This is a genomic window from Chitinophaga oryzae (genome assembly GCF_012516375.2).
Taxonomy (GTDB): Bacteria; Bacteroidota; Bacteroidia; order Chitinophagales; family Chitinophagaceae; genus Chitinophaga; species Chitinophaga oryzae.
In genome coordinates this window covers 6,501,508-6,521,572 of record NZ_CP051204.2, presented here as the reverse complement: position 1 = coordinate 6,521,572, position 20,065 = coordinate 6,501,508, and the positions used below count along the sequence as shown (strand labels likewise).

General features: G+C 51.9%; 17 protein-coding genes. 7 read left to right on the top strand and 10 right to left on the bottom strand.

The genetic code is table 11. From position 1 onward, the window contains the following. Window positions 1–23: 23 nt before the first annotated feature. From HF324_RS25550 to HF324_RS25535, 4 genes are all read right to left on the bottom strand, one after another. Complete coding sequence (locus HF324_RS25550) at window positions 24–1,046, bottom strand: efflux RND transporter periplasmic adaptor subunit (protein WP_168861151.1); 1,023 nt, start codon at window positions 1,044–1,046, stop codon at window positions 24–26. Window positions 1,047–1,285: 239 nt separating this feature from the next. Further along, a complete protein-coding gene (locus tag HF324_RS25545; protein WP_168861150.1) occupies window positions 1,286–2,194 on the bottom strand; it encodes a helix-turn-helix domain-containing protein in 909 nt (302 codons plus the stop codon). A 181-nt stretch (window positions 2,195–2,375) separates the two neighbouring features. Next, on the bottom strand, window positions 2,376–3,455 hold the full coding sequence (locus HF324_RS25540) for a linear amide C-N hydrolase (protein WP_168805641.1): 1,080 nt from the start codon (window positions 3,453–3,455) through the stop codon (window positions 2,376–2,378). Between the two features lie 98 nt (window positions 3,456–3,553). Further along, the gene (locus HF324_RS25535; RefSeq protein WP_168805639.1) at window positions 3,554–4,045 is read right to left on the bottom strand and encodes a hypothetical protein; all 492 of its coding nucleotides are present in this window, start codon (window positions 4,043–4,045) and stop codon (window positions 3,554–3,556) included. A gap of 187 nt (window positions 4,046–4,232) precedes the next feature. Here HF324_RS25535 and HF324_RS25530 point away from each other — a divergent pair, with 187 nt between their 5' ends. The 4 genes from HF324_RS25530 (at window position 4,233) to HF324_RS25515 (ending at window position 8,892) form a co-directional block, all read left to right on the top strand. Further along, a complete protein-coding gene (locus HF324_RS25530; protein ID WP_168805637.1) occupies window positions 4,233–5,075 on the top strand; it encodes a putative universal stress family protein in 843 nt (280 codons plus the stop codon). Window positions 5,076–5,087: 12 nt separating this feature from the next. Continuing rightward, on the top strand, window positions 5,088–7,481 hold the full coding sequence (gene ppsA, locus HF324_RS25525) for a phosphoenolpyruvate synthase (RefSeq protein ID WP_168861149.1): 2,394 nt from the start codon (window positions 5,088–5,090) through the stop codon (window positions 7,479–7,481). A gap of 65 nt (window positions 7,482–7,546) precedes the next feature. After that, window positions 7,547–8,023, top strand: coding sequence for a YbaK/EbsC family protein (locus HF324_RS25520; protein ID WP_168861148.1), 477 nt, complete (start codon window positions 7,547–7,549; stop codon window positions 8,021–8,023). A 92-nt stretch (window positions 8,024–8,115) separates the two neighbouring features. Then, complete coding sequence (locus HF324_RS25515) at window positions 8,116–8,892, top strand: immunity 22 family protein (RefSeq protein WP_168861147.1); 777 nt, start codon at window positions 8,116–8,118, stop codon at window positions 8,890–8,892. Window positions 8,893–8,964: 72 nt separating this feature from the next. Here HF324_RS25515 and HF324_RS25510 read toward each other — a convergent pair whose 3' ends face one another. The 4 genes from HF324_RS25510 to HF324_RS25495 form a co-directional block, all read right to left on the bottom strand. Further along, a complete protein-coding gene (locus HF324_RS25510) occupies window positions 8,965–10,413 on the bottom strand; it encodes an amino acid permease (RefSeq protein WP_220100619.1) in 1,449 nt (482 codons plus the stop codon). Between the two features lie 90 nt (window positions 10,414–10,503). Next, a complete protein-coding gene (locus tag HF324_RS25505) occupies window positions 10,504–11,706 on the bottom strand; it encodes a lanthionine synthetase C family protein (protein WP_168805629.1) in 1,203 nt (400 codons plus the stop codon). 59 nt (window positions 11,707–11,765) lie between these two features. Next, window positions 11,766–11,963, bottom strand: a complete 198-nt coding sequence (locus tag HF324_RS25500) for a class I lanthipeptide (protein WP_168805627.1) — start codon at window positions 11,961–11,963, stop codon at window positions 11,766–11,768. A 102-nt stretch (window positions 11,964–12,065) separates the two neighbouring features. Then, entirely contained in the window at window positions 12,066–12,263 is a 198-nt protein-coding gene (locus tag HF324_RS25495) for a class I lanthipeptide (RefSeq protein ID WP_168805625.1), read from the bottom strand. Window positions 12,264–12,442: 179 nt separating this feature from the next. Here HF324_RS25495 and HF324_RS25490 point away from each other — a divergent pair, with 179 nt between their 5' ends. Then, window positions 12,443–13,261, top strand: a complete 819-nt coding sequence (locus HF324_RS25490) for a CsgG/HfaB family protein (RefSeq protein WP_168805623.1) — start codon at window positions 12,443–12,445, stop codon at window positions 13,259–13,261. 9 nt (window positions 13,262–13,270) lie between these two features. Here the strand turns inward: HF324_RS25490 and HF324_RS25485 are convergent, their stop codons facing one another. Continuing rightward, window positions 13,271–14,320, bottom strand: coding sequence for a cellulase family glycosylhydrolase (locus HF324_RS25485; RefSeq protein WP_220101237.1), 1,050 nt, complete (start codon window positions 14,318–14,320; stop codon window positions 13,271–13,273). Between the two features lie 69 nt (window positions 14,321–14,389). Then, entirely contained in the window at window positions 14,390–15,856 is a 1,467-nt protein-coding gene (locus HF324_RS25480) for a hypothetical protein (RefSeq protein ID WP_168805622.1), read from the bottom strand. A 170-nt stretch (window positions 15,857–16,026) separates the two neighbouring features. On the opposite strand from HF324_RS25480, the gene HF324_RS25475 reads away from it, so the two are divergent. After that, the gene (locus tag HF324_RS25475) at window positions 16,027–16,782 is read left to right on the top strand and encodes an SDR family oxidoreductase (RefSeq protein WP_258539195.1); all 756 of its coding nucleotides are present in this window, start codon (window positions 16,027–16,029) and stop codon (window positions 16,780–16,782) included. Window positions 16,783–16,909: 127 nt separating this feature from the next. Beyond that, complete coding sequence (locus HF324_RS25470) at window positions 16,910–20,056, top strand: SusC/RagA family TonB-linked outer membrane protein (protein ID WP_168861146.1); 3,147 nt, start codon at window positions 16,910–16,912, stop codon at window positions 20,054–20,056. Window positions 20,057–20,065: the final 9 nt, after the last annotated feature.

Here is a 20,065-nt window from a genome sequence, read left to right as displayed (position 1 = left end):
TTGGTCATACTGAATAATGGCGGTTACAGGCTTACAGCGGTACCGTCTTTGATGTTGGTAAGCCCCGAGGTGATCACTTGTTCGCCGCCCTGCAGGCCGGTGGTGATCACGACTTCGTTTTTGCCGGTGAGGGCGCCTACGGTGACTCTTTTACGGACAGCCTGCCGTTGTCCGTTGGTGATGAAGACATAGGTAAGGTCATCGGCATCACGCACTACGGCGGTGGCGGGAACTGTCAGGTTGTTGGCGCTTCTGCCGGTGTTCAGCCGGATGTCAGCCAGCATACCGGGAAGCAGCCGTCCGTTGCTATTGGATAATTTTATTTTGATGCTATAGGTGCGGGAGGCAGCATCAGCCTGTGGATTGATGATGGTGATTTTACCTTCCATGCTGTCCTGCAACGTCGGGATATATACTTTGGCGCTGCCGCCGCGGGAGATGGCGCCTACTTCACTTTCAGGCACGGAAGCACGGGCATATACCATGTCTGTTTTTACAATGGTGAATGCCGGTACACCGGGGGCGGCTGCGCTGCCTCTTTCTATCTTACGGGCGCTGATGATACCGGTGATCGGCGCATACAATTTGCTGTCGGCGATGCGTTTGGCGCTGATAGCCTTGTTGGCTTTGGCCTGCGCCAGTTTGGTCTGGATGTCGATATAATCTTTGGCGGGAAGGCTTCCTTTCTGGTACAGATCATGCAGGCGGCCATACAGGTCTTCCGCCTGGTTCAGCCCCGCACTGGCGATGGCCAGCGCATTGCTGTATTCCGTAGCGTCGAGGGTGGCCAGCAACTGACCCTGTTGTACCTGCTGCCCCTCTTCCACGAGGATGCCGTTGACTACGCCCGGTACGGCAAAACCAATATCGGCGGTGTTGTCAGGCTCTATGGTGCCGGAGTAGGTGAAGGTCTGCGGCATATCATTGTAGCTGACTTTGGTGGCGGTCACTTTTACCGGTGCCTGTTGCTCCTGCCGTACTTCCTTGCTGCCGCAGGCGGCCAGCAGGGTGGCGAGGATCAAAGAAGAAACGGGTTTGTACGTCATCGGCATAATCTTATTTTATTGTATGATTGAATACAGATTGTTTTCGCGCAACAAAATTACCCGTCATAAAAAGGCCGGAAAAGGTTGATAAATCGGGAAATCTGGTCTGAAAGTCGGTTGTTTTTTACAGGTTAACTGTCATGTATATACGAAAATAAGGCCGGAGCAGGAGTGCATCGGCCTGTAATTAAAACCTACAACTGTTACACTGTTAGTAACAATAAATTCCGGGGGAAACATTATTGGCTCTGCGCCCGGAATGCTTTGGGCGAGTAGCCGGTATGGCGTTTAAAGTATTTACCAAAAAAAGACTGGTCGCTGAAATGCAGCATTTCTGTAATCTCGGCAATACTGAGTTTAGGATTGTCGAGCAACAGTTTGGCTTCCAGCACCACGTAGTCGTCAATGATCTCACCGGCACTCTTACCGGTATATTCTTTCACCGTTTCTGTGAGGTATTTGGCGGTGACGAACAGCTGTTCCGCATATTGCTGCACATTGCGCTGGCTTCTGAAATGTGCCTGTACCAGGTTGGTAAAGCGGATCACCAGGCTTTCCTTCCTGGAAACAGCCGGGTTTTTTAACTCCGTATGGATGGTGCTGAGCGTAGCCAGTTCATAGAGAAACAACAGGAAAGTATGCTGTAGTTTCTCTTTGGCGAACGGCTGCTTGTTTTTCAGCTCTTCCATGCGGGCATCCAGCTGCCGGAAGTGGGAGCGCATCAGCTGCGCCTCCGCCGGCGACAGTTTCCAGTGAGGAGAATACTTCGAAGTAAAATAGTCGTACAGCTCTATTTTAGTAGCGGAGATACCGATGTCCACCAGGAAATCAAAAGTGAAATTAAGCGCGGAGGCAATACAGGTGCTGTCCACGGCCACAGACTTTTTCATGGTATGCGGAGGGATCAGCAGCAGATTATCGGGTCCCAGCTCGTACACATCCCTGTCCAGGGTACCCAGCATCTTTCCCTGCTGTATGAGTAGTATGCTGGTGAAGTCCGACCGGAAATTGGATTTAACATGATCATAGTCTGCCATGTTAATATCCGTGGAGATAAAAAGACCGATGCCCAGGAGGTCTTCCAACCCGGCGCTGCGAATGAACTCCGCCTGTTTTATGATCCCTCCCTGTACTTTCCGTTGTGCCATAATATTTGTTCGCAGTGCTGTTGTTTTCGGACTGTGCAAAGTTCAGCCGATCTGAACTGTTATCAAAGGTTCATTAGTCGGTAAAGTTGGTCAGATTGTCGGTTGACCTGCAGCAAAAAATACCCCCGCAATCTACTATAAAAATAGGATCACGGGAGTATATGTGTGATAAAAAACCGGGTCAGTTCTGGACTACTTCCATGGGATCGTCCATCGGGAAGAAGAGCACCTTGTCTGTGTCGGCGTACTTTCCGAGGTCAATCATATGCAGGGTCCTGTTGTTGACGGTATGGAAATAGAGGCGTTTGTTTCTCAGGTCACTGGCGCAGGTCCACAGCGTATACACGTTATTGCCGGGATGTGCCGGGTCTTTGATCACTCCTTTGGGAATATCAAAGGCGTTGAGGATCTGGAAGGCCTGGGTGACCGCTTCATAGGCGGTTGGACAGGGATCTACGCTTTGGGTATATGCTACGGCGCGTACAAAGCGGGAGGATGGGGTGAAGTCGCCGGGAATGCCTGCCAGGCCGTTGCCATGCCGGAAGGAACGGAGTGAGTCGTCTGGTTTCATACAGGCGTCGTTGGGGCGGGAGTTCAGGTACTGCTGCAGGTTGGCGAGGTGCCAGTCAAACGTGGGAGCGTTGGTCAACACGCCCAACGGGTTGTAGTAAGAGTACAGCTTCCCGTTGACGCATTCTATCACCAGCGACTTGCCTTCCGCGTCATGCACATTGTAATGCAGGGGGAACGGAATGCCGCCGTTGATGTACAGAGGGATGCCTTTGTTGATCAGGATACCGCTGTCGACGGCCCGCTTTACCTGGTCTACCGTAGCGAAGTTGGACAACAGCCATGCAGATACGTCTGTAGAGCTGATGGACCTGGCGATTTTGCGGGTCGGTACATTCATGTAGCCAGCGTATCCGGGTAAATAGAACAGACCCACCGAAAGGCCTTTTTCATTCATGCCATCGGCTATAGCGTCTTTGCCCATGGAGTTGATGCCAACAATAGCGTACCTGGATTTCCAGTAGAGGCCTTTATTGGCGCCACCGGGGCTAACGGCGTTAAAGGGATAATTTCTCGGAAATACTACGATCTGGGCCTGGAGATCGTTGTAAAATTCCATGGTGCGGGCGCAGATAATGGCGCCGTCCCTGGCTTTCAGCTGAATACCTGTGCAGGCCGCAACGGTGATAGGGAAGGCCAGCAGCGAAATACCAAGGGAATAACAAAGGGTTTTAAAGAATCCGGTTTTCATTGCATTGTAATTGGGGTGAATAAATCAAAGGTATTGGGCCGGTTAATACCGGCATAGGCTACAACAAGTGCGGATTCCTGATTGTTTGAAATAAATTGTTATCCCCTGAAATGACTTAAAGTATAATAAAGGTCATGCGCCTCCGGAGCGCGCTGTTTATATAACACCGTTACCGCTGCCGCCACCAGTATAAGGGTGCATGGGAAAGCAGCACCTGCGCCCAGGGGGGTGATGGCCAGCAAAAAGATAATGGCGGCGGTCAGTCCCAGCTGTAAATATGGTTTCCTATAGCCTATGAAAGCCCCCATGGCCACCTGGCAGATAGAAATAGCCAGTACGATGGCTGTGATATTATGGCTGAACGCCCCGTAGATAAACTGTTCGTACGGAGCGTAAGGCGTCATGGCGCCGTAGGCCATAAAAAGCTCAGGATGTATAATGGCCATGATACCGTTAAAAATACCAGCTCCGGTAAAGAGCAGGGATAACAGTGCTTGCGCCACCACGGGCCGGAAAATGGCAAACATCAGGATCAGCAGACTGACGCCGTTGGCAATCAGATACGTAGTGGAAAAAATATTGGCATGCATAACAATTCGTATTAACAGGAGTGGAAGAATACTTGCACTATAAAATTAGCAGCAAAAGACCCTCTGTAGAATGATGCCGGTCATAGGACGATTTGATAGTGGTCAGTGACGGGAATCACCTTCCGGGCTAATAATGGTCATTATCTTTAGAGGTACTTCTGGCGACCTTTGGATAAAATTCCATACTATGATAAAGATCGCTGCGATACTGGATGGCCTGAAGTACTCCGAGAATGTGCAACAATATGCCCTGATGGTGGCACAACAACAGCGGGCGCATGTTACCGGTGTGATGCCGGAAGACTTCACCTATAATAGTTTTAGCATGTACCAGGTGCTGACATCGGGCGCCGATCCGGCTACGATCGGCCGCCTGGAGGCCGCGGACGAAGCCAGCCGTAAAGCTGCCGCGGTTACTTTTGAGGCGGCCTGCCAGAAGGCGGGCATCCCTTACAGTATCCACCGGCACAGGAACCTGGCATTGCCGGAGGCGCTGGAAGTCAGCATTTACGCGGACCTGCTGGTGGCAGACAGGAAGGAAACGTTCACCCATGAGCCCTCAAAAGCGCCTACCCGCTTTATACGGGACCTCCTTACGGATGTGCAGTGCCCTGTATTACTGACGCCGTCGGGCAAACCTCCGCTGATGCCGGACTGGTCCAACGTAGTGCTGCTTTATGACGGGGAGCCGTCATCCGTGTACGCTATCAAGATGTACAGTTACCTTCTTGCGTCGCAGTTTCCGGTCACAGTAACGGTTTTGTCTGTTAATGAAGAAGGCAACCACCTGCAGAATAAACAACTGATCCGTGATTTTATCCACGGTCATTTTCCGGAGGCGGCTTATCACGTTGTGGACGGCGATCCGGAAGCAGAGATCATCCGGTACCTGAAAAATATGCCTAAAGACACACTGGTGGTGCTGGGAGCCTACCGCCGGGGCGCCGTGTCCCGCTGGTTCCGCGAAAGTATGGCTGATGTGCTGATGGCTGCGGTGGACCTGCCTCTGTTTATTGCGCATAACAAATAAAATCTTTTACATATGAGCCATTTTATCAGGGACTTTGCCTCCGTCCGGTTGTCAGATGTGGGGATTGTAGGAGGAAAAAATGCTTCCTTGGGAGAGATGACGGCAGCACTGGCCGGCAAGGGAATCCGGGTGCCTGCAGGATTTGCCACTACGGCAACGGCCTTTTGGGCCTTCCTGGACGCCAATGCGCTCCGCCAGCCACTGGCTGCGCTGATGCAGCAACTGGACCGTAATACTTTCTCTAACCTTGGGGAGACAGGCGCCGCCGCACGCAGGCTGATACTGGGAGCTGTGATGCCGGAGGAACTGAAGACAGCCATTACGGATGCCTACCGGCGCCTGGGAGGCGGGGAAGCGCAGGCTGTGGCTGTAAGGAGCAGCGCTACGGCGGAAGACATGCCGGAAGCCAGCTTTGCAGGACAACACGAGTCTTTTTTGAATGTACGTGGTGAAGCTGCGGTATTACAGGCGGTACAGCATTGTTTTGCCTCCCTCTATACCGACAGGGCCATCAAGTACCGGGAGGATAATGGGTTTGAACACGGCAAAATAGCCCTGTCAGCCGGTATTCAGCAGATGGTACAAACCGATAACGGTTGCTCGGGCGTGGGCTTTACACTGGACCCTGAATCGGGCTTCCGGGACGTCATATTGCTGTCCGGTATCTGGGGGCTGGGAGAGAATATTGTGCAGGGGAGGGTTATGCCGGATGACTTTTATGTGTTTAAACCTACCCTGAGGGCCGGCAAAAATGCGATTCTGCAGAAGAAGTTGGGCGACAAAGCATGGACCCTGTGCCTGGACGATACGCCGGGCGCCACCTCCCCGGTGATAAACAAACCAACAGCGGAAGCAGACCGCCGGCGCTTTGTACTGAATGATGCAGAGATACATCAGCTGGCTGGCTGGGCGCTGGACATTGAAGCGCATTACAATTGCCCGATGGACATAGAGTGGGCAAAAGATGGCGTCAGCGGTGAACTGTTCCTGCTGCAGGCGCGCCCGGAGACGGTACATGCCCGTAAGGCGGTCACCAGCCGGGAACAATATGTGGTGAAAGAAAAAGGAACGGTGCTGGTGAAAGGAGATGCTGTTGGCGAGAAACTCGCGACAGGTATTGCACGCCTGCTCAATTCCCCGGCCGAAGCGGAACAGCTGCAGGAAGGAGACATTGTGGTTACCGTTAATACGAGCCCCGATTGGGACCCTGTACTGAAAAAAGTGGCGGCTATTGTGACCGACAGCGGCGGGCGGACAAGTCACGCCGCTATTGTGGCGCGCGAGTTAGGCGTGCCTGCTATTGTGGGCGCTACGGGCGCCACAGCGGCCATCCGCGACGGCGAGGCTATCACGGTGTCCTGTTGTGAAGGAAAAACAGGTTATGTATACGCAGGTAAACTACCCTATGAGAAAAAGGACATTGCGCTGTCAGATATCACCATGCCTGAAAGCACGGAGGTGGCGTTGATTATCAGTGATCCTGACCAGGCCTTCCGGTTGTCCTTTTATCCGAATGACGGTGTGGGGCTGTTAAGAATGGAATTTATTATCACACATGCCGTCCGGGTACACCCGATGGCCCTCGTACATTTCGACCAGTTGAAAGACGAACGGGAAAAATCGGCGATCGCTGCATTGACCGGCCAGTATGAGAACAAACAACAGTTCTTTATAGACAAATTGTCCCAGGGCATTGCCACCATCGCGGCCGCTTTTTATCCCAAAGATGTGATCGTGCGCATGAGCGACTTCAAAACCAATGAATACGCGCAACTGCTGGGAGGAAAAGACTTTGAGCCAACGGAGGAAAACCCGATGTTAGGTTTCAGGGGAGCGTCCCGTTACTATAACCCCTTGTACAGGGAAGGTTTCGGGCTTGAATGTGCAGCCATCAAAAAAGTCAGGGGAGAAATGGGACTTACAAATGTCAAAGTGATGATCCCGTTTTGCCGCACTGCAGCGGAAGGCAGGAAAGTACTGTCCGTAATGGCATCCTATGGCCTTTCACGGGCAGATGGCCTGGAGGTGTACGTGATGGCGGAAATTCCTTCCAATGTGCTCGAAGCAGACGCTTTCGCTGAAATATTTGATGGGTTTTCCATAGGTTCCAATGACCTCACCCAGCTTACATTGGGGCTGGACCGGGATTCGGCTTTGGTGGCAGACCTTTTCAGTGAAGAAGACCCGGCGCCGAAAAAGATGATCGCGATGATGATACAGGCAGCCCGAAAAGCAGGTGTACGGATAGGGCTTTGTGGCCAGGCGCCCAGCGACTTCCCGGACTTTGCCGCTTTCCTGGTAAAAGAGGGTATTAACAGCATTTCCTTTAACCCGGATGCGCTGATACAGGGTATTGCCAACATCCGGCAAGCCGAAAAAGAAAATACTGTGTCCCCCGCATTTTAACGATCTGTGTCCTCTTTTCCTGCCGCTATTTTTCTATATTTATTGTTGATCAAAACGATACAACGATGGCTATAGAAAAGGTAAGAGAACATCTGAAGAGGTGGAACCGCGACAAAGACATAATTGAACTGGCTACTTCCAGCGCTACGGTGGACCTGGCAGGACAGGCGCTGGGGGTAGACGGTGCGCAGATCGCCAAATCCATCTCCCTGCATGACGCCAACGGCGGCGCATTGCTTATCGTCGCATCCGGCTACCATAAAATAGACAGTAAAAAGTTTAAAGACGAATTTGGTTTTAAGGCCCGCATGTTGTCTTTCGGGGAAGTAGAACCAATGATCGGTCATGCCGTTGGCGGCGTATGCCCATTCGGTGTAGCACCGCGTGTTAGCGTATATCTCGACGAGTCGCTGAGAGCTTTCGATACCGTATATCCTGCCTGCGGCAGCACTAATTCCGCCATTAAAATGACGATCGCCGATATGGAAGAAATGTCGGGCAATGTGAAATGGGTGGACGTGACCAAACCGCAGGAACGCTGACGGAAAAAATGTAAAATTGTCTCCCGGTCCGCTGAAAGACGACGGTGTTTAAAGTAAATTAGCGGGCTGTTATTTATTGAAACAAAACGTCTATGGGTAAACTGCATATTTGGGTGGGAAATTTTGAATCGGAAGCTTTGTTTGAAAAATATCTGGACCAGCGGCAATACCTGGAAGCCTGGGCTGTTTACGACCATGCGCCTCCCACAGGAGATCCGCAACAGGATGCGGAGCCGGACAAGGCAGGAAGGTGTGAATTCTGTAAAGAAACCGGGATGGATACCTACGATGAAGATGCTATCATCGTCCGGTATTATGACAACTTTATAGATGCCGCCGTTGTTGCGGAAGATACCAATGCGGACGAAGCAGCACTGGCGAAATTATGGAAGAAGCACAAACCGGCTGATGTAAACGCCCTTATTGCTTACGGAGATAATGAACTGTCGGCCAAAAAAGCGGCGGGCACGAAGCGCATGCAATACCTGGGAAGCGTGGAGGAAACGGTGGCTGGTGATGCCGGCGTACATCACCTGTGGGTGGGCGAAAAAGAAATGTTGACTGAAAAGGCGGCCGGCTTTAAAAATGGCCAGCCTAAAAAAATCATCAAAGCGCTCGGACTGAACGAGCAGGAAGTTGCTGCTATTACTTTCTATTATAGTGGTCAGAAAGAAAAGCCGGATGAGATGATCATCACGCAGATAGAAGACTTTACGATCGCGGAGAAAATGATTTTAAAAGCGGATAAGATGAAAATAACTGCCGCCGTCAATGCCCTTTTGGATATCGTGGTGAATAAATGTGCAGCCATAGATGCGGCGGCCATGAGTGATGTTTTAGGGATGAAGTATATCGGGAAGTTTGAATAAAAATACACCGTAAATAAAACGGCCGTCAGCGGATATCCGTTGACGGCCGTTCCGTTTTATGCCTTGCGCAGGTCAGGCCGCCTGCGTTGTTTTATTTTTCTTTAAAAGTGCATAACAGATATACAGGAAAACCAGCCATGCCGGGATCATTTCCACCGGCAGCTTCATGCCGGTGATCCACATCAGTACAAGGATGCCCACCAGGAATACCAGGCAGATATAGTTGGACAGCGGGTAGATAAATGAAGGGAACTTGGTGGATACCTGTTCGAGTTTTTTATGTTGTCTGAATTTCAGGTGTACCACGCTGATCATGATCCAGTTGATGATCAGGGCGGATACCACCAGCGACATAAGCACCTCCAGCGCCTGTTCCGGGATTAGTTTATTCACCACAATACAGATGGCCGCGAACAGTGCAGATACCAGCGTCGCTTTTACAGGCACATGATTTTTGTTGAGGTGTGACAGGAAAGCCGGCGCGTTACCTTGCTGGGCAAGGCCGTACAGCATACGGCTGTTGCTGTATACACAGCTGTTATATACGGACAGGGCGGCCGTGAGCACAATGAGGTTCAGTACATTGGCGATCAGGCTGGTGAAGTAGATGGTTTTACCGAAGAGGTTAAACTCAAATCCTTTCAGGCTTTCAAACACCATTACGAACGGGCTGCTGTCTGTTGTAATGCTTTTCCAGGGTGACAGGGAGAAGAGGATAATAAGAGCGCCCACGTAGAAGATCAGGATGCGGTAGATCACCTGGTTGGTAGCCCTGGGGATGGTTTTCTCCGGTTTGTCGGCTTCCGCGGCCGTGATGCCGATCAGCTCCAGCCCGCCGAACGAAAACATGATCATGGCGATGGCTGCGAAGAGGCCCTGGTATTTACCGTCGGCGCCTTTATCGAGCAGGCCTTTCGGGAAAAAACCGCCGTCGTTCCAGAGGTTTTCCACGCTGGCCTGTGCGCCGCCATGTCCGCTGATCAGCAGGTATACCCCGAAAACGATCATGGAGATGATAGCGATCACCTTTACGATGGAGAACCAGAATTCGGCTTCGCCGTATACTTTTACAGAGCTGAGGTTGAGCGCGTTAATGGCGACAAAAAAGAACAGGCTGGAAGCCCACAGCGGGATCTCCGGCCACCAGAAATGCACATATACGCCGATGGCGGTCAGCTCAGACATGCTGACCAGGATATACAGTATCCAGTAATTCCAGCCGGAGGCAAAGCCGGCGAAGGTGCCCCAGTATTTATAGGCAAAGTGGCTGAAGCTGCCGGACACCGGTTCTTCCACCACCATTTCGCCCAGCTGGCGCATAATAAAGAAGGCGATGACGCCTGCCATAGCATATCCGAGGATAACAGAAGGGCCGGCCAGTACGGCGGCGGGACCTATGCCCAGAAACAGGCCGGTGCCAATGGCGCCGCCCAGTGCAATCAGTTGAATGTGTCTGTTTTGCAGGCCTCTTTTAAGCTTCTGCGGATTTGGTTGTTCCTTTGTTTTTGTCAGTTCTTCCAAGGTAAAAACGGTGGGTAAGGTTGCAAGATGCGTTAATTTCTGCAAAACTGTAAACTAATAATATTTCACTTATTAGAAAAGTAAATTATATCAGGACAACAGGAAGGCTTCGTCCCAATACAGCGGACTGTCGAGCGTATGAGACAGAAGCGACAGCCCGATGCCGCTGCTGCCGTCCAGCAGGTCCCAGCAGTACTCCCATTGTTTATCCACTCCTTCCCAGCCGCGGACGCCGTAAACGCCGGCCTGGTCTGAGAAGGCTACTTTTTGCAGGGTGTTGTGATGCCAGTGGTCAGCGGCTGTGCGGAACAGCGGATCGCCGGTTTCATGCCAGAAGCGGCGGTAAAAGGCGGCGATGCCTGCGGAGCCGTGACAGAGGCAGGCGTCTACAATACCTGCTGTCTGGTCGGTATCCCGCCGCAGGGTATAATGCATCACTTCGAGGGCCTGCTGTTGCCAGCGTTCCTCCTGTAGCGCTTTGCCGCAGTGCCATAACGCCACCGCCACATTAAAATCGCCGTAACACCAGGAGAGGCGGCTGTAGGGCGCCCGTCCATCGAGGATACCGGGAAACAGCGCATGAGGGGTGCCGGCAACGCGGGGATTCTGATGGTGCCACATAAAATCGATGCATTCATAGATCAGCTGCCGGCAGGTATCCGGGGCGATGCCGGCGAGACAGGCGCGCGACAGGAGTATCAGCACGCTACAGGTGCCATGCGCCAGGCTGAAAGTGTCTACGCCAGACTCCCTCGGAGGGTCAAACAATACGAACACGGGAAGGCTGCGGCCATGGGGTGTCATCCGGCTGGCCGCCGCCACCGCCGCCACAAATTTCTCCAGGTGCGTACGCACCGCTTCCAGGTGCACATAGCTCAGCAGATGGTGACAGATACCGGCGCTGCCATGCAGCAGGTCGAAGTTCTGCTCCGCGAGGCATTTCTCACTTTCTGCAATAGCCGCGGGGATATAACCGGCCGATAATTCTTCGATATCAATGTCAATAAAACGTTGAGCATAGAGGTGTTGCAATAACCAGAACGGCCCCGTGGTGCCATTGCAGTAGGAGTAGCCGGCCACAGGCTGCGGCCGGAGCGCACCGTATAGCTGTTGTAACCAGCTGCCTGCACAGGGAGCCCGGTTGTCAACATACCGCTCATAATAAAAAAGATAAAGGAGCACACCCCAGGGCCCTTTGAAAAGGCTCTCTCCAAAATAAGGGTCATAAGTTTTCGACTCCAGTACCCGTAGATGGTCCTGGTAGATACGGGTCAACGCGGAACCGGTGGTCATACATAAGGATTAAAAACAGTATGGCAGGACCATGCCTGCCATACGTCATCAGGAAAAAATCAGTTGGGACAGCCGGATTGGGTAGATGGTTCTGCACAGCAGGGCCAGCAACGTAACGGGGTGTCCATGGAAAGCGCGGTACGGAAAGGTGCACTCACAGCCTGTGGTGCGTCGATCACGTCTGTTTGGTTCATAACAGCAATCGTCTCTTTCTGGAGGAAGAGTTTTTTGTCGAGGGACAGTTTTTCTGGTTGCATAAATTATGGTTTACGGGTTAAAAAAAAGCAGCGGGAATCATTACAGGTGGTGTGACAGGGCAGCTGACCAGATGTGCAAAAAAATGCCGGTTGTTATACTGCTTAGTTACGGCACTCGTAGGTGAGCGGCGGCTCTGCGCAGCATGGAAAACAGCGTGCCGGCGAATCCATGGAAAGAGCGGTGTGATAAGGGGCGCTGATAGCCTGCGGACCTTCTGCCACATCGGTAGCATTCATAACGGCAATTGTTTCTTTCTGGAGGAAAAGCTTTCTTTCGAGGGACATTTTTTCAGGATGCATAGATTTATTATTTACAGGTTGAAAAAGCTGAGGGAATCTTTACGGGCATATACTAAATGTAACTTTTTTCTTTCATTCCACAGGAGGAGGCCGGGTGAAAAAATGTACATGAAAAGTTTTGCTGACCGGTTTGACAGATTTTTGTAAATTTCCTGTGAATCAATTTTAAACCTACGAACATGCGCTACCTCCTGAGCATCCTCACCACCCTCTTACTGTCACTATCTGTGCTGGCACAAAACAAAACCGATGTCATTCTGAAAACCAACGGAGAAGAGATGAAAGGCAAGGTCCTGGAAATCCTGGACAATGATATCAAATTCACTTATGACGGTGAAACACTGGTGTATTCGGTTAAAAAATCCGATATCCGGAAAATCACGTTCAGCAGCGGAAGGGTACAAACATTTAATGCTGCCGCTACCGCGCCCGCTCCCGCACAGGCTGACAGCCAGCCCGCGGCCACCGGCGACTCCCGCAACAAGGTGGCCATTTTACCTTTTACGTTCACCAAAGATGGACAGGCTGCCCCCGAAGAAGTCAGCATGCAGGTACAAAACGAATGTTATGCATTGCTCAGCCGGCATTCCGGTGTATACACCGTGCTGGAGCCCAGGAGAACAGACGTACTGCTGAACAAAGCCAACATTACAAGAGCCAGCATTATGAATTATACGATGGATGAAATTGCCAGAATTCTGGGAGTAGAATATATTGTTGATGGTATGGTAACGCAGAACAGAACGACTCAAACAAGCTATGGCTCCAGCTCTTATCAGAACAAGGATAAAAAGGACGACGATAAAAAATCATCCGGCAGCAGCAGCACTTATGCTACCACCCAGCAAAATTATCAGAGCACACTGGACCTGAAGATATACAACGATAAGGGCGCAACTATTTACAGCCAGAACAGGAAAGCGTTCTGGAATACGGAAGATGCCTATAAATCAGCGCTGGAGTACCTGATCAAACGTTGTCCGCTGTACACCAAATAAGCTGTACGCTTACTGCGCTGCCATCTCCCGGATGAACGCCGTTTCTTTCGGATCGAACGGCGTACCGTCCGCCCGGAAAACATCATGATACCAGATGACAGGTTCCGCTTCTCCTCCTTTATTTCCCTGTGGATAGTTGGTTTGTGTTTTACCCGCTACCAGCCCCCAGTTAATAGCCCCGACACCGGCTTTTTTCATCATCGGAAGATGGGTGGCGAAAGTGCTGTTGTTGGGGCGTTTCATGTACTCCGTACAGATGACCGGCCGGTTATACCGGCGGAGCGTGTCAATGGCTTCCTGCATGGAAGCGCTGTCACGGTAGTTGTGAAAGGTGATGATATCTGACTGCTCCAGCTGGTATTGGTTAAAGTCGGTGAACTCCTTGTTCCAGATGCCGATGGTAAGCGGCTGTTCCGGCGCTTCCGCCCGTGCCCAGGCCACCACATTCTTCAGCAGCGGCCAGCTTTTGGCGCCGTGTTTAAAATGTCCCGGTTCGTTGTATAAATCCCAGACAGCTACCCGCTGGTCCTGTTTAAAGGTGCGGATGATATCCTGTACGTATATACGCAGGGTATCCATCAGCGTAGTGTCGCGGTCTATCAGTCCGCCGGGATCTTTGAGCCACCCACTGTTATGCACGCCAGGGATAGGCGCCGGCTGTAGGCCGGGCTGGTAGCTGTCGCGCCAGCAGTCATCAAAGAAAACGAACATGGTACGGATATGATGCCGTGAAGCGATGTCCAGGTATTGCCCCACGCGTTGTTTGAAGCCTTCACGGTCCTGCTGCCATGCCACATGGTGCAGATATACCCGCATGATATTAAAGCCGGTGGCTGCGGCGTAACCCAGCTCCCGGCTGATGGTGGCGGTATCGAAAGTGGCGGCCTGCCACATTTCCAGCTGGTTGACGGCCGTAGACGGAATGAAATTGGCGCCCAGCAACCAGCCCTGCTGCTGGTACCAGGCAGCGGCTCTGGCGGCCGGCCAGGGCGACTGGCCACAGACAGATAAACGGCAACACAAAACGAACATCAACAGGAGAGGGGCAGGATATTTCATGATGAATAGCAGGTTGATAATGCCGTCAAATATCCAATATCCTTTTCATTCAACAATGTTAATTCATCTTTACTGTAGCTCCGGTTTAAGTTTGTCGATCAGCACCGCGATGAACAGGAAACAGACGATCATCGGAAAGACCTGGTATCGGAAAACGATCGGGGACGCCAGGATGCCGAAACCGGCATTGACCAGCAATGTTATAAATACCAGCAACTGGCTGTCACGATAAGGCCGGCTGGCCGTTTTGCGCGCCGCAGATACAAACCACTTGACCATCAACCCCAGCAGCAACAGGTTCATCAGCCCGAATATAAAGGGAAAGAAAAACAACAAAGCGCGTTGCGCGCCGACAGCAGGGATAGAACGCAGCTGTTTGGACGGGTAATGGAACCAGTGTACCGCAATAGAAGAGACATCATAACTGCCAAGATTATACTCCGATAATTTCTCCAGTGGTGGTATGAAATAATTAAGCGTATTAGGCAGCAGGAAATATCGGCTGAAATAGAACGGATGTTGCCGGACCATATAGCTGCCGTATTTCGCGTATACCGGTGATACCATGCCCCACGACTGTATGCCTCCCGTAGTGTCGTCCTTAGGGCCGTAGGTAAGCGCCATATATTTTTTGAGGGGCGCATTCGGATGTTTCAGGTATATCGCCCCGTCAATGGGAGAGGGGATGCCGCTTCCTTTGGGAACGATGTCGCGGAAAAAATGTACTACCTCCCGGTGAAACGACTCGCAGCCGGCGGGCGGCTCAGGATACTCCTTCAGGTAGGGGAACATGTACAGCGCGTTGTTGGCCACCTGCCAGCCGCCGAAAACGGAGAACTGCGCAGTGCCGGTGACCTTCCGCGCCGCCTGTTCCGTGAATCTGATAAATCCCGCTATCAATAATAACGGCGCCGCAATCCCCAGTATCTTAAAAGGTATTTTCTGTGGACAGCGTAGCAGTACCAGCGCGGTGATCAGCGGGTAATACATCGCATTGTACCGCACCGTAAAAGCGATGGTGATAAGTATCGTATGCGCCAGCAGCAACGGCCAGGAGGGGCGGTAGAGCAGCCAAAGCAGCTGGGCAAACCAACAGAGGCTCAGGGCGAGAAACAGCCCGTCGCTGGAAATATAGTTGCAGATATAAAGCACCAGGGGATTAAACAGTAACACGTAAAACATCACTTTCCTGGTTTGTTCACCGGGTTGCAACCAGTAGCTCACCGTGAAAAACAAATAGAGCGCCGCGCTCTGTACCAGCACATACTGAAAAACGACCAGCGCGGTGTCTGAATGACTGATGACATGAAAGGCCCGCAGGAACAGGGTATAGCCGATAGGCCACAGGCTTACCTCCTGTTTCATGATGGCGGCATAGATGTAACTGTACGAGTCTGAAAAGAAATCGCCGTACGGATAAAGCAGCTTAAAAATTACCAGTTGGACCGCGATGGCGACAGCGGCGATTTTCAGGTACCGGCGGTTGAACGGGTTTTTCAGTACATACTGCCGGAATGTTTGAGGGAAATAGGGCATGGCACATCTTTATTTACTACTAATATTAACGACCGTCACTGCTTTGCTACCGGCACCCGGGCCGCCGGCGCGTTAAGAAATTATTATCTTTTTACTGCTGAAATACAGCAATAATCGGGTTTCCCGGCTGGCTGTCCGTTGGCACCTTTGCAGTACAATTTATTGATCATATGATAGAGCAATTTAAAGGAAAGGTGGTCTTCATTACAGGAGGCACCAACGGCATGGGCTTTGCCACCGCACAGGAATTTATAGGAGCCGGAGCGCGGGTGATTATTACCGGCAGAAGTCAGCAGACTGTGGATAAAGCGGTGGCCGCACTGGGACCGTCCGCCACAGGTATTGTGTCCGATGCAGGAAAGATGACTGATATACTGGCGCTGCCGGCGCAGTTGCAGCAACACACCGACAGGATAGACGTGTTGTTTGCCAACGCCGGGTACGGGAAGTTCGCTTCCATAGAACAGGTGAACGAGGCGCATTTCGACGAACTGTTTAACATACTGGTGAAAGGCACTTTCTTTACGGTACAGCAACTATTGCCGCTGTTGCCGTCCGGTGGTTCCATTATCCTGAACACTTCTTTTGTAACGGCTTTCGGCATCCCTTACTTCTCCGTGTATACCGCTGCCAAGGCGGCCGTGCAGTCTTTCATCAAAACATTTTCGATGGAGTGTACCGCTAAAGGCATACGGGTCAACGGTATCAGCCCGGGATATATCCGGACCAACATCTTTAATAACACCGGTCTGACGCCGCAGGAGATAGCAGGTACTATTGACAGTGTGATACCTACGTTGCCGTATAAACGTTTTGGTGAACCCTGGGAGATAGCGAAGACGGTATTGTTCCTCGCTTCACCGGATGCGGGGTATATACACGGTGCGGAGATACTGGTCGACGGCGGGCTGTCGAATGTGAAATAAGAGCTAAAAAAATACCAGCCAATTTATCAGGTATAGAGGGGAAGTAGTGCTTGAAAGTCAAACAACGGATAAAAAAGTACTACAAATGCGTAACGATTAGAATTAGTTTTGACACAAATTCTCCGTTATGAAATTTACCTCCAAGAGGCTTGCCATGGGGCTGCTGTGGCTCCTGTACAGCTTATCCCTGTCCGCTCAGCATAAAACGGTGACCGGCACCGTTAGCGACGATAAAAGCGCTCCGTTGCCGGGTGCCACCATCCGGCTGAAAAATACCAACATCGCAGCAGTATCGGATACCAAAGGTCATTTTACGATCAGCGTCCCGGACGACAACGGCGTGCTGGTTATTTCCTTCACCGGGATGGAGACGAAGGAAGTAGCCCTGCAACGCCGTTCGTCCGTTGCCGTTACACTGGGTTATGCCAATACCAACTTATCGGACGTAGTCGTTATCGGCTACGGCACTGTCAGGAAAAGAGACCTGACCGGCACCGTGTCTACCGTAAAAGGATCGGAACTGACCCGTTCTGCCGTAAGTTCACTGGAGCAGGGCCTGCAGGGCCGTATGTCCGGCGTGGCCGTTACCCAGAATGATGCCGCTCCCGGTGGTGGCCTCAGCGTCCAGATACGCGGCGTCAGTACCCTGCTGGGCAGCTCGGAGCCGCTGTACGTGATAGACGGCGTACCCGTGGCCAACGCCCGCGCCTCGCTGAAACAGGCCGGCCCGCAGGAAGAGAACCACATCATCATGACCAACACCAATCCTTTGTCGTCTATCTCACCGGCAGACATAGAATCGGTGGAAGTCCTCAAAGACGCTTCCGCTACCGCCATCTACGGCTCCCGCGGGGCCAACGGCGTAGTGATCATCACCACCAAAAAAGGCAAGGCGGGTAAAGGCAAAGTGTCGCTCAACACTTCACAGGGCATCGCTACCGTTAGCAGGAAACTCGACATGCTGAACGCGCCCGAATATGCACAGTATGTGAACGAAGCCTATAAAAACGCCGGTTTCAGCGACCGTGATCTGCCATACAGCGGTACCAATGGTAAGCTCTCCCCCGAACAGATACGGCAGCATTTCGGCGACGGTATCAACTGGCAGGATGAAATATACCGTAATGCCCGTATCCAGAACTATGAACTGGGCATTTCCGGCGGCAATGACAGGAACACGTATTCCATCATGGGCAACTACCTCGTGCAGGAAGGCGTGATCAAAGGCTCGGAGTATAAACGCGGCGGCCTGCGCCTGAACCTCGATAACCAGGTGAACGACTGGCTGAAGACCTCCACCAACCTGGCCTTCAGCAGATCGGGCAATGCGCTGGTAAGAACGGCGGCCACCACTTCCGGCCTGGAAGGCGGCATTGTGCGCGGCGCACTGAACTATCAGCCTATCCCTTATTATACGGTAGACAGCAACAACCAGGTGCATGTGATCGATTATCAGCATGACCGCTCCGTTTCACAGGATATCTTCAACCGCTTTGGCGCCAGTCCCCTGCGTTATACCGATGAAGTAAAAAGCAAACAGACGGTCAATAATGGCTTCGGCGGCTTCAATGCCTATATCACACTGCCGGCAGGCTTTATGTTCCAGGCCAGGCTGGGCGCCAGTTATTACGATCAGCTGAACGAAACCTACTACCCGCGCACGGTGTCTGAAGGGCGTGCCACCAACGGCAAAGCGATCGTGAGCAGCAGCACTTACACCAGCCTGCTGACTGAAAACCTGCTCACCTGGAAAAAAGAAACGGGTAAACACCGCATCGACGCTTTGGGCGGGTTCTCCTATGAATCCAGCATGAGCCGTTTCCGCACTTCTGAAACCCGCAATTTCGCGGATGATAAACTGGGCTACTACAGCCTGAAAGAAGGGCTGTCTGTGGCGCCTACCGTTACCGGCACCACCGCATGGCAACTGGCGTCCTTCATCGCCCGCGCGAATTATGCTTACGCCGATAAATACCTCTTTACCTATACTTTCCGCGCCGACGGCTCTTCCCGGCTGGCGAAGAAATGGGATGCCTTTAACTCCGTAGCGCTGGCATGGCGGATGAGTGAAGAACCTTTTATCAAAAACCTCCGTGTTTTCTCCGACCTGAAACTGCGGCTCGGCTATGGTGAATCGGGCAACCAGGCAGTATCGCCCTACAGCTCCAAAGGCATTCTCTCCGGCGTAGTCGCCAATATCGGCAACGCGCTGGTATCCGGTGTAGACCAGACCAGCCTGCCGAACACCGGCCTCAAATGGGAACACAGCGGCCAATATAACATCGGGCTGGATGCGGCCTTCGCAGACCGCTTCAATTTCTCGCTGAACGTATACCAGCGCAATACCCGCGATCTGCTGCAACAAATCACCATCCCTGCTTCCACCGGTTTCACCGTGGCGACGGTGAACGCGGGCAATATGCGCAACAACGGTATTGAACTGGAAGTAGGCGCCACCGTCGTCAAAGGGACTTTCAACTGGAACATCTCCGCCAATATCTCCCGCAACAGCAATGAAATCACCGACCTCGGTCCGGTGGAAGAACAGTTCGCCAACAGGCTGGGCGCCGGTTACGGCCTCGACGCCAAACCCTTCATCCAGAAGAAAGGATATGCAGTAGGCACCGTATGGGGCTTCGTGGAAGATGGCATCTTCCAGAACCAGAAAGCAGTGGATGATTATAAGTCCGTACAACAAAACGCCAAAGTAGGACAGATGCGCTATAAAGACCTGAACAACGACGGCGCGCTCAATGACCTCGACAGGACAAAAATCGGCGACATCAATCCTGACTACACCTGGGGCTTCACCAATAATTTCAGCTATAAGAACTTCGATCTGAGCATCCTTGTCACCGGAGTGCAGGGCAACGACGTGCTCAACGCGAACCTGTTGAATTTTTATACGCTCAACGGTTCCGGTAACATTCCGAAATACATTTATGAAAGTACGTGGAAGGGCGAGGGCACTACCAACAGTGTGATACAGGCCAACCAGGGAAACACTACGTCGGCTAATTTCTCCCGTTCCTTCCTGGAAGACGGTTCTTTTATCCGCATCAAAAACGTACAGCTGGGATACAATCTGCCTAAGATAAAAGGCATCTCCGGCGCACGGGTGTTCCTGAATGCCGTGAACCTCGTGACATTCACGAAATACAAAGGATATGACCCGGAAGTAAGCGCCTTTGAAAATGCCAATATGCGTGGCGTGGACCTGGGCAGTTATCCGCAGTCCCGCACCATTAGTATAGGCGCTAACGTTACCTTCTGATTTTGTTTA

What these genes read in the sequence shown, in the direction of transcription:
- HF324_RS25550 (WP_168861151.1), bottom strand. Translation starts at nt 1,046, where the DNA reads ATGACGTACAAACCCGTTTCTTCTTTGATCCTCGCCACCCTGCTGGCC.
- HF324_RS25545 (WP_168861150.1), bottom strand. Translation starts at nt 2,194, where the DNA reads ATGGCACAACGGAAAGTACAGGGAGGGATCATAAAACAGGCGGAGTTC.
- HF324_RS25540 (WP_168805641.1), bottom strand. Translation starts at nt 3,455, where the DNA reads ATGAAAACCGGATTCTTTAAAACCCTTTGTTATTCCCTTGGTATTTCG.
- HF324_RS25535 (WP_168805639.1), bottom strand. Translation starts at nt 4,045, where the DNA reads ATGCATGCCAATATTTTTTCCACTACGTATCTGATTGCCAACGGCGTC.
- HF324_RS25530 (WP_168805637.1), top strand. Translation starts at nt 4,233, where the DNA reads ATGATAAAGATCGCTGCGATACTGGATGGCCTGAAGTACTCCGAGAAT.
- ppsA (WP_168861149.1), top strand. Translation starts at nt 5,088, where the DNA reads ATGAGCCATTTTATCAGGGACTTTGCCTCCGTCCGGTTGTCAGATGTG.
- HF324_RS25520 (WP_168861148.1), top strand. Translation starts at nt 7,547, where the DNA reads ATGGCTATAGAAAAGGTAAGAGAACATCTGAAGAGGTGGAACCGCGAC.
- HF324_RS25515 (WP_168861147.1), top strand. Translation starts at nt 8,116, where the DNA reads ATGGGTAAACTGCATATTTGGGTGGGAAATTTTGAATCGGAAGCTTTG.
- HF324_RS25505 (WP_168805629.1), bottom strand. Translation starts at nt 11,706, where the DNA reads ATGACCACCGGTTCCGCGTTGACCCGTATCTACCAGGACCATCTACGG.
- HF324_RS25500 (WP_168805627.1), bottom strand. Translation starts at nt 11,963, where the DNA reads ATGCAACCAGAAAAACTGTCCCTCGACAAAAAACTCTTCCTCCAGAAA.
- HF324_RS25495 (WP_168805625.1), bottom strand. Translation starts at nt 12,263, where the DNA reads ATGCATCCTGAAAAAATGTCCCTCGAAAGAAAGCTTTTCCTCCAGAAA.
- HF324_RS25490 (WP_168805623.1), top strand. Translation starts at nt 12,443, where the DNA reads ATGCGCTACCTCCTGAGCATCCTCACCACCCTCTTACTGTCACTATCT.
- HF324_RS25485 (WP_220101237.1), bottom strand. Translation starts at nt 14,320, where the DNA reads ATGAAATATCCTGCCCCTCTCCTGTTGATGTTCGTTTTGTGTTGCCGT.
- HF324_RS25480 (WP_168805622.1), bottom strand. Translation starts at nt 15,856, where the DNA reads ATGCCCTATTTCCCTCAAACATTCCGGCAGTATGTACTGAAAAACCCG.
- HF324_RS25475 (WP_258539195.1), top strand. Translation starts at nt 16,027, where the DNA reads ATGATAGAGCAATTTAAAGGAAAGGTGGTCTTCATTACAGGAGGCACC.
- HF324_RS25470 (WP_168861146.1), top strand. Translation starts at nt 16,910, where the DNA reads ATGAAATTTACCTCCAAGAGGCTTGCCATGGGGCTGCTGTGGCTCCTG.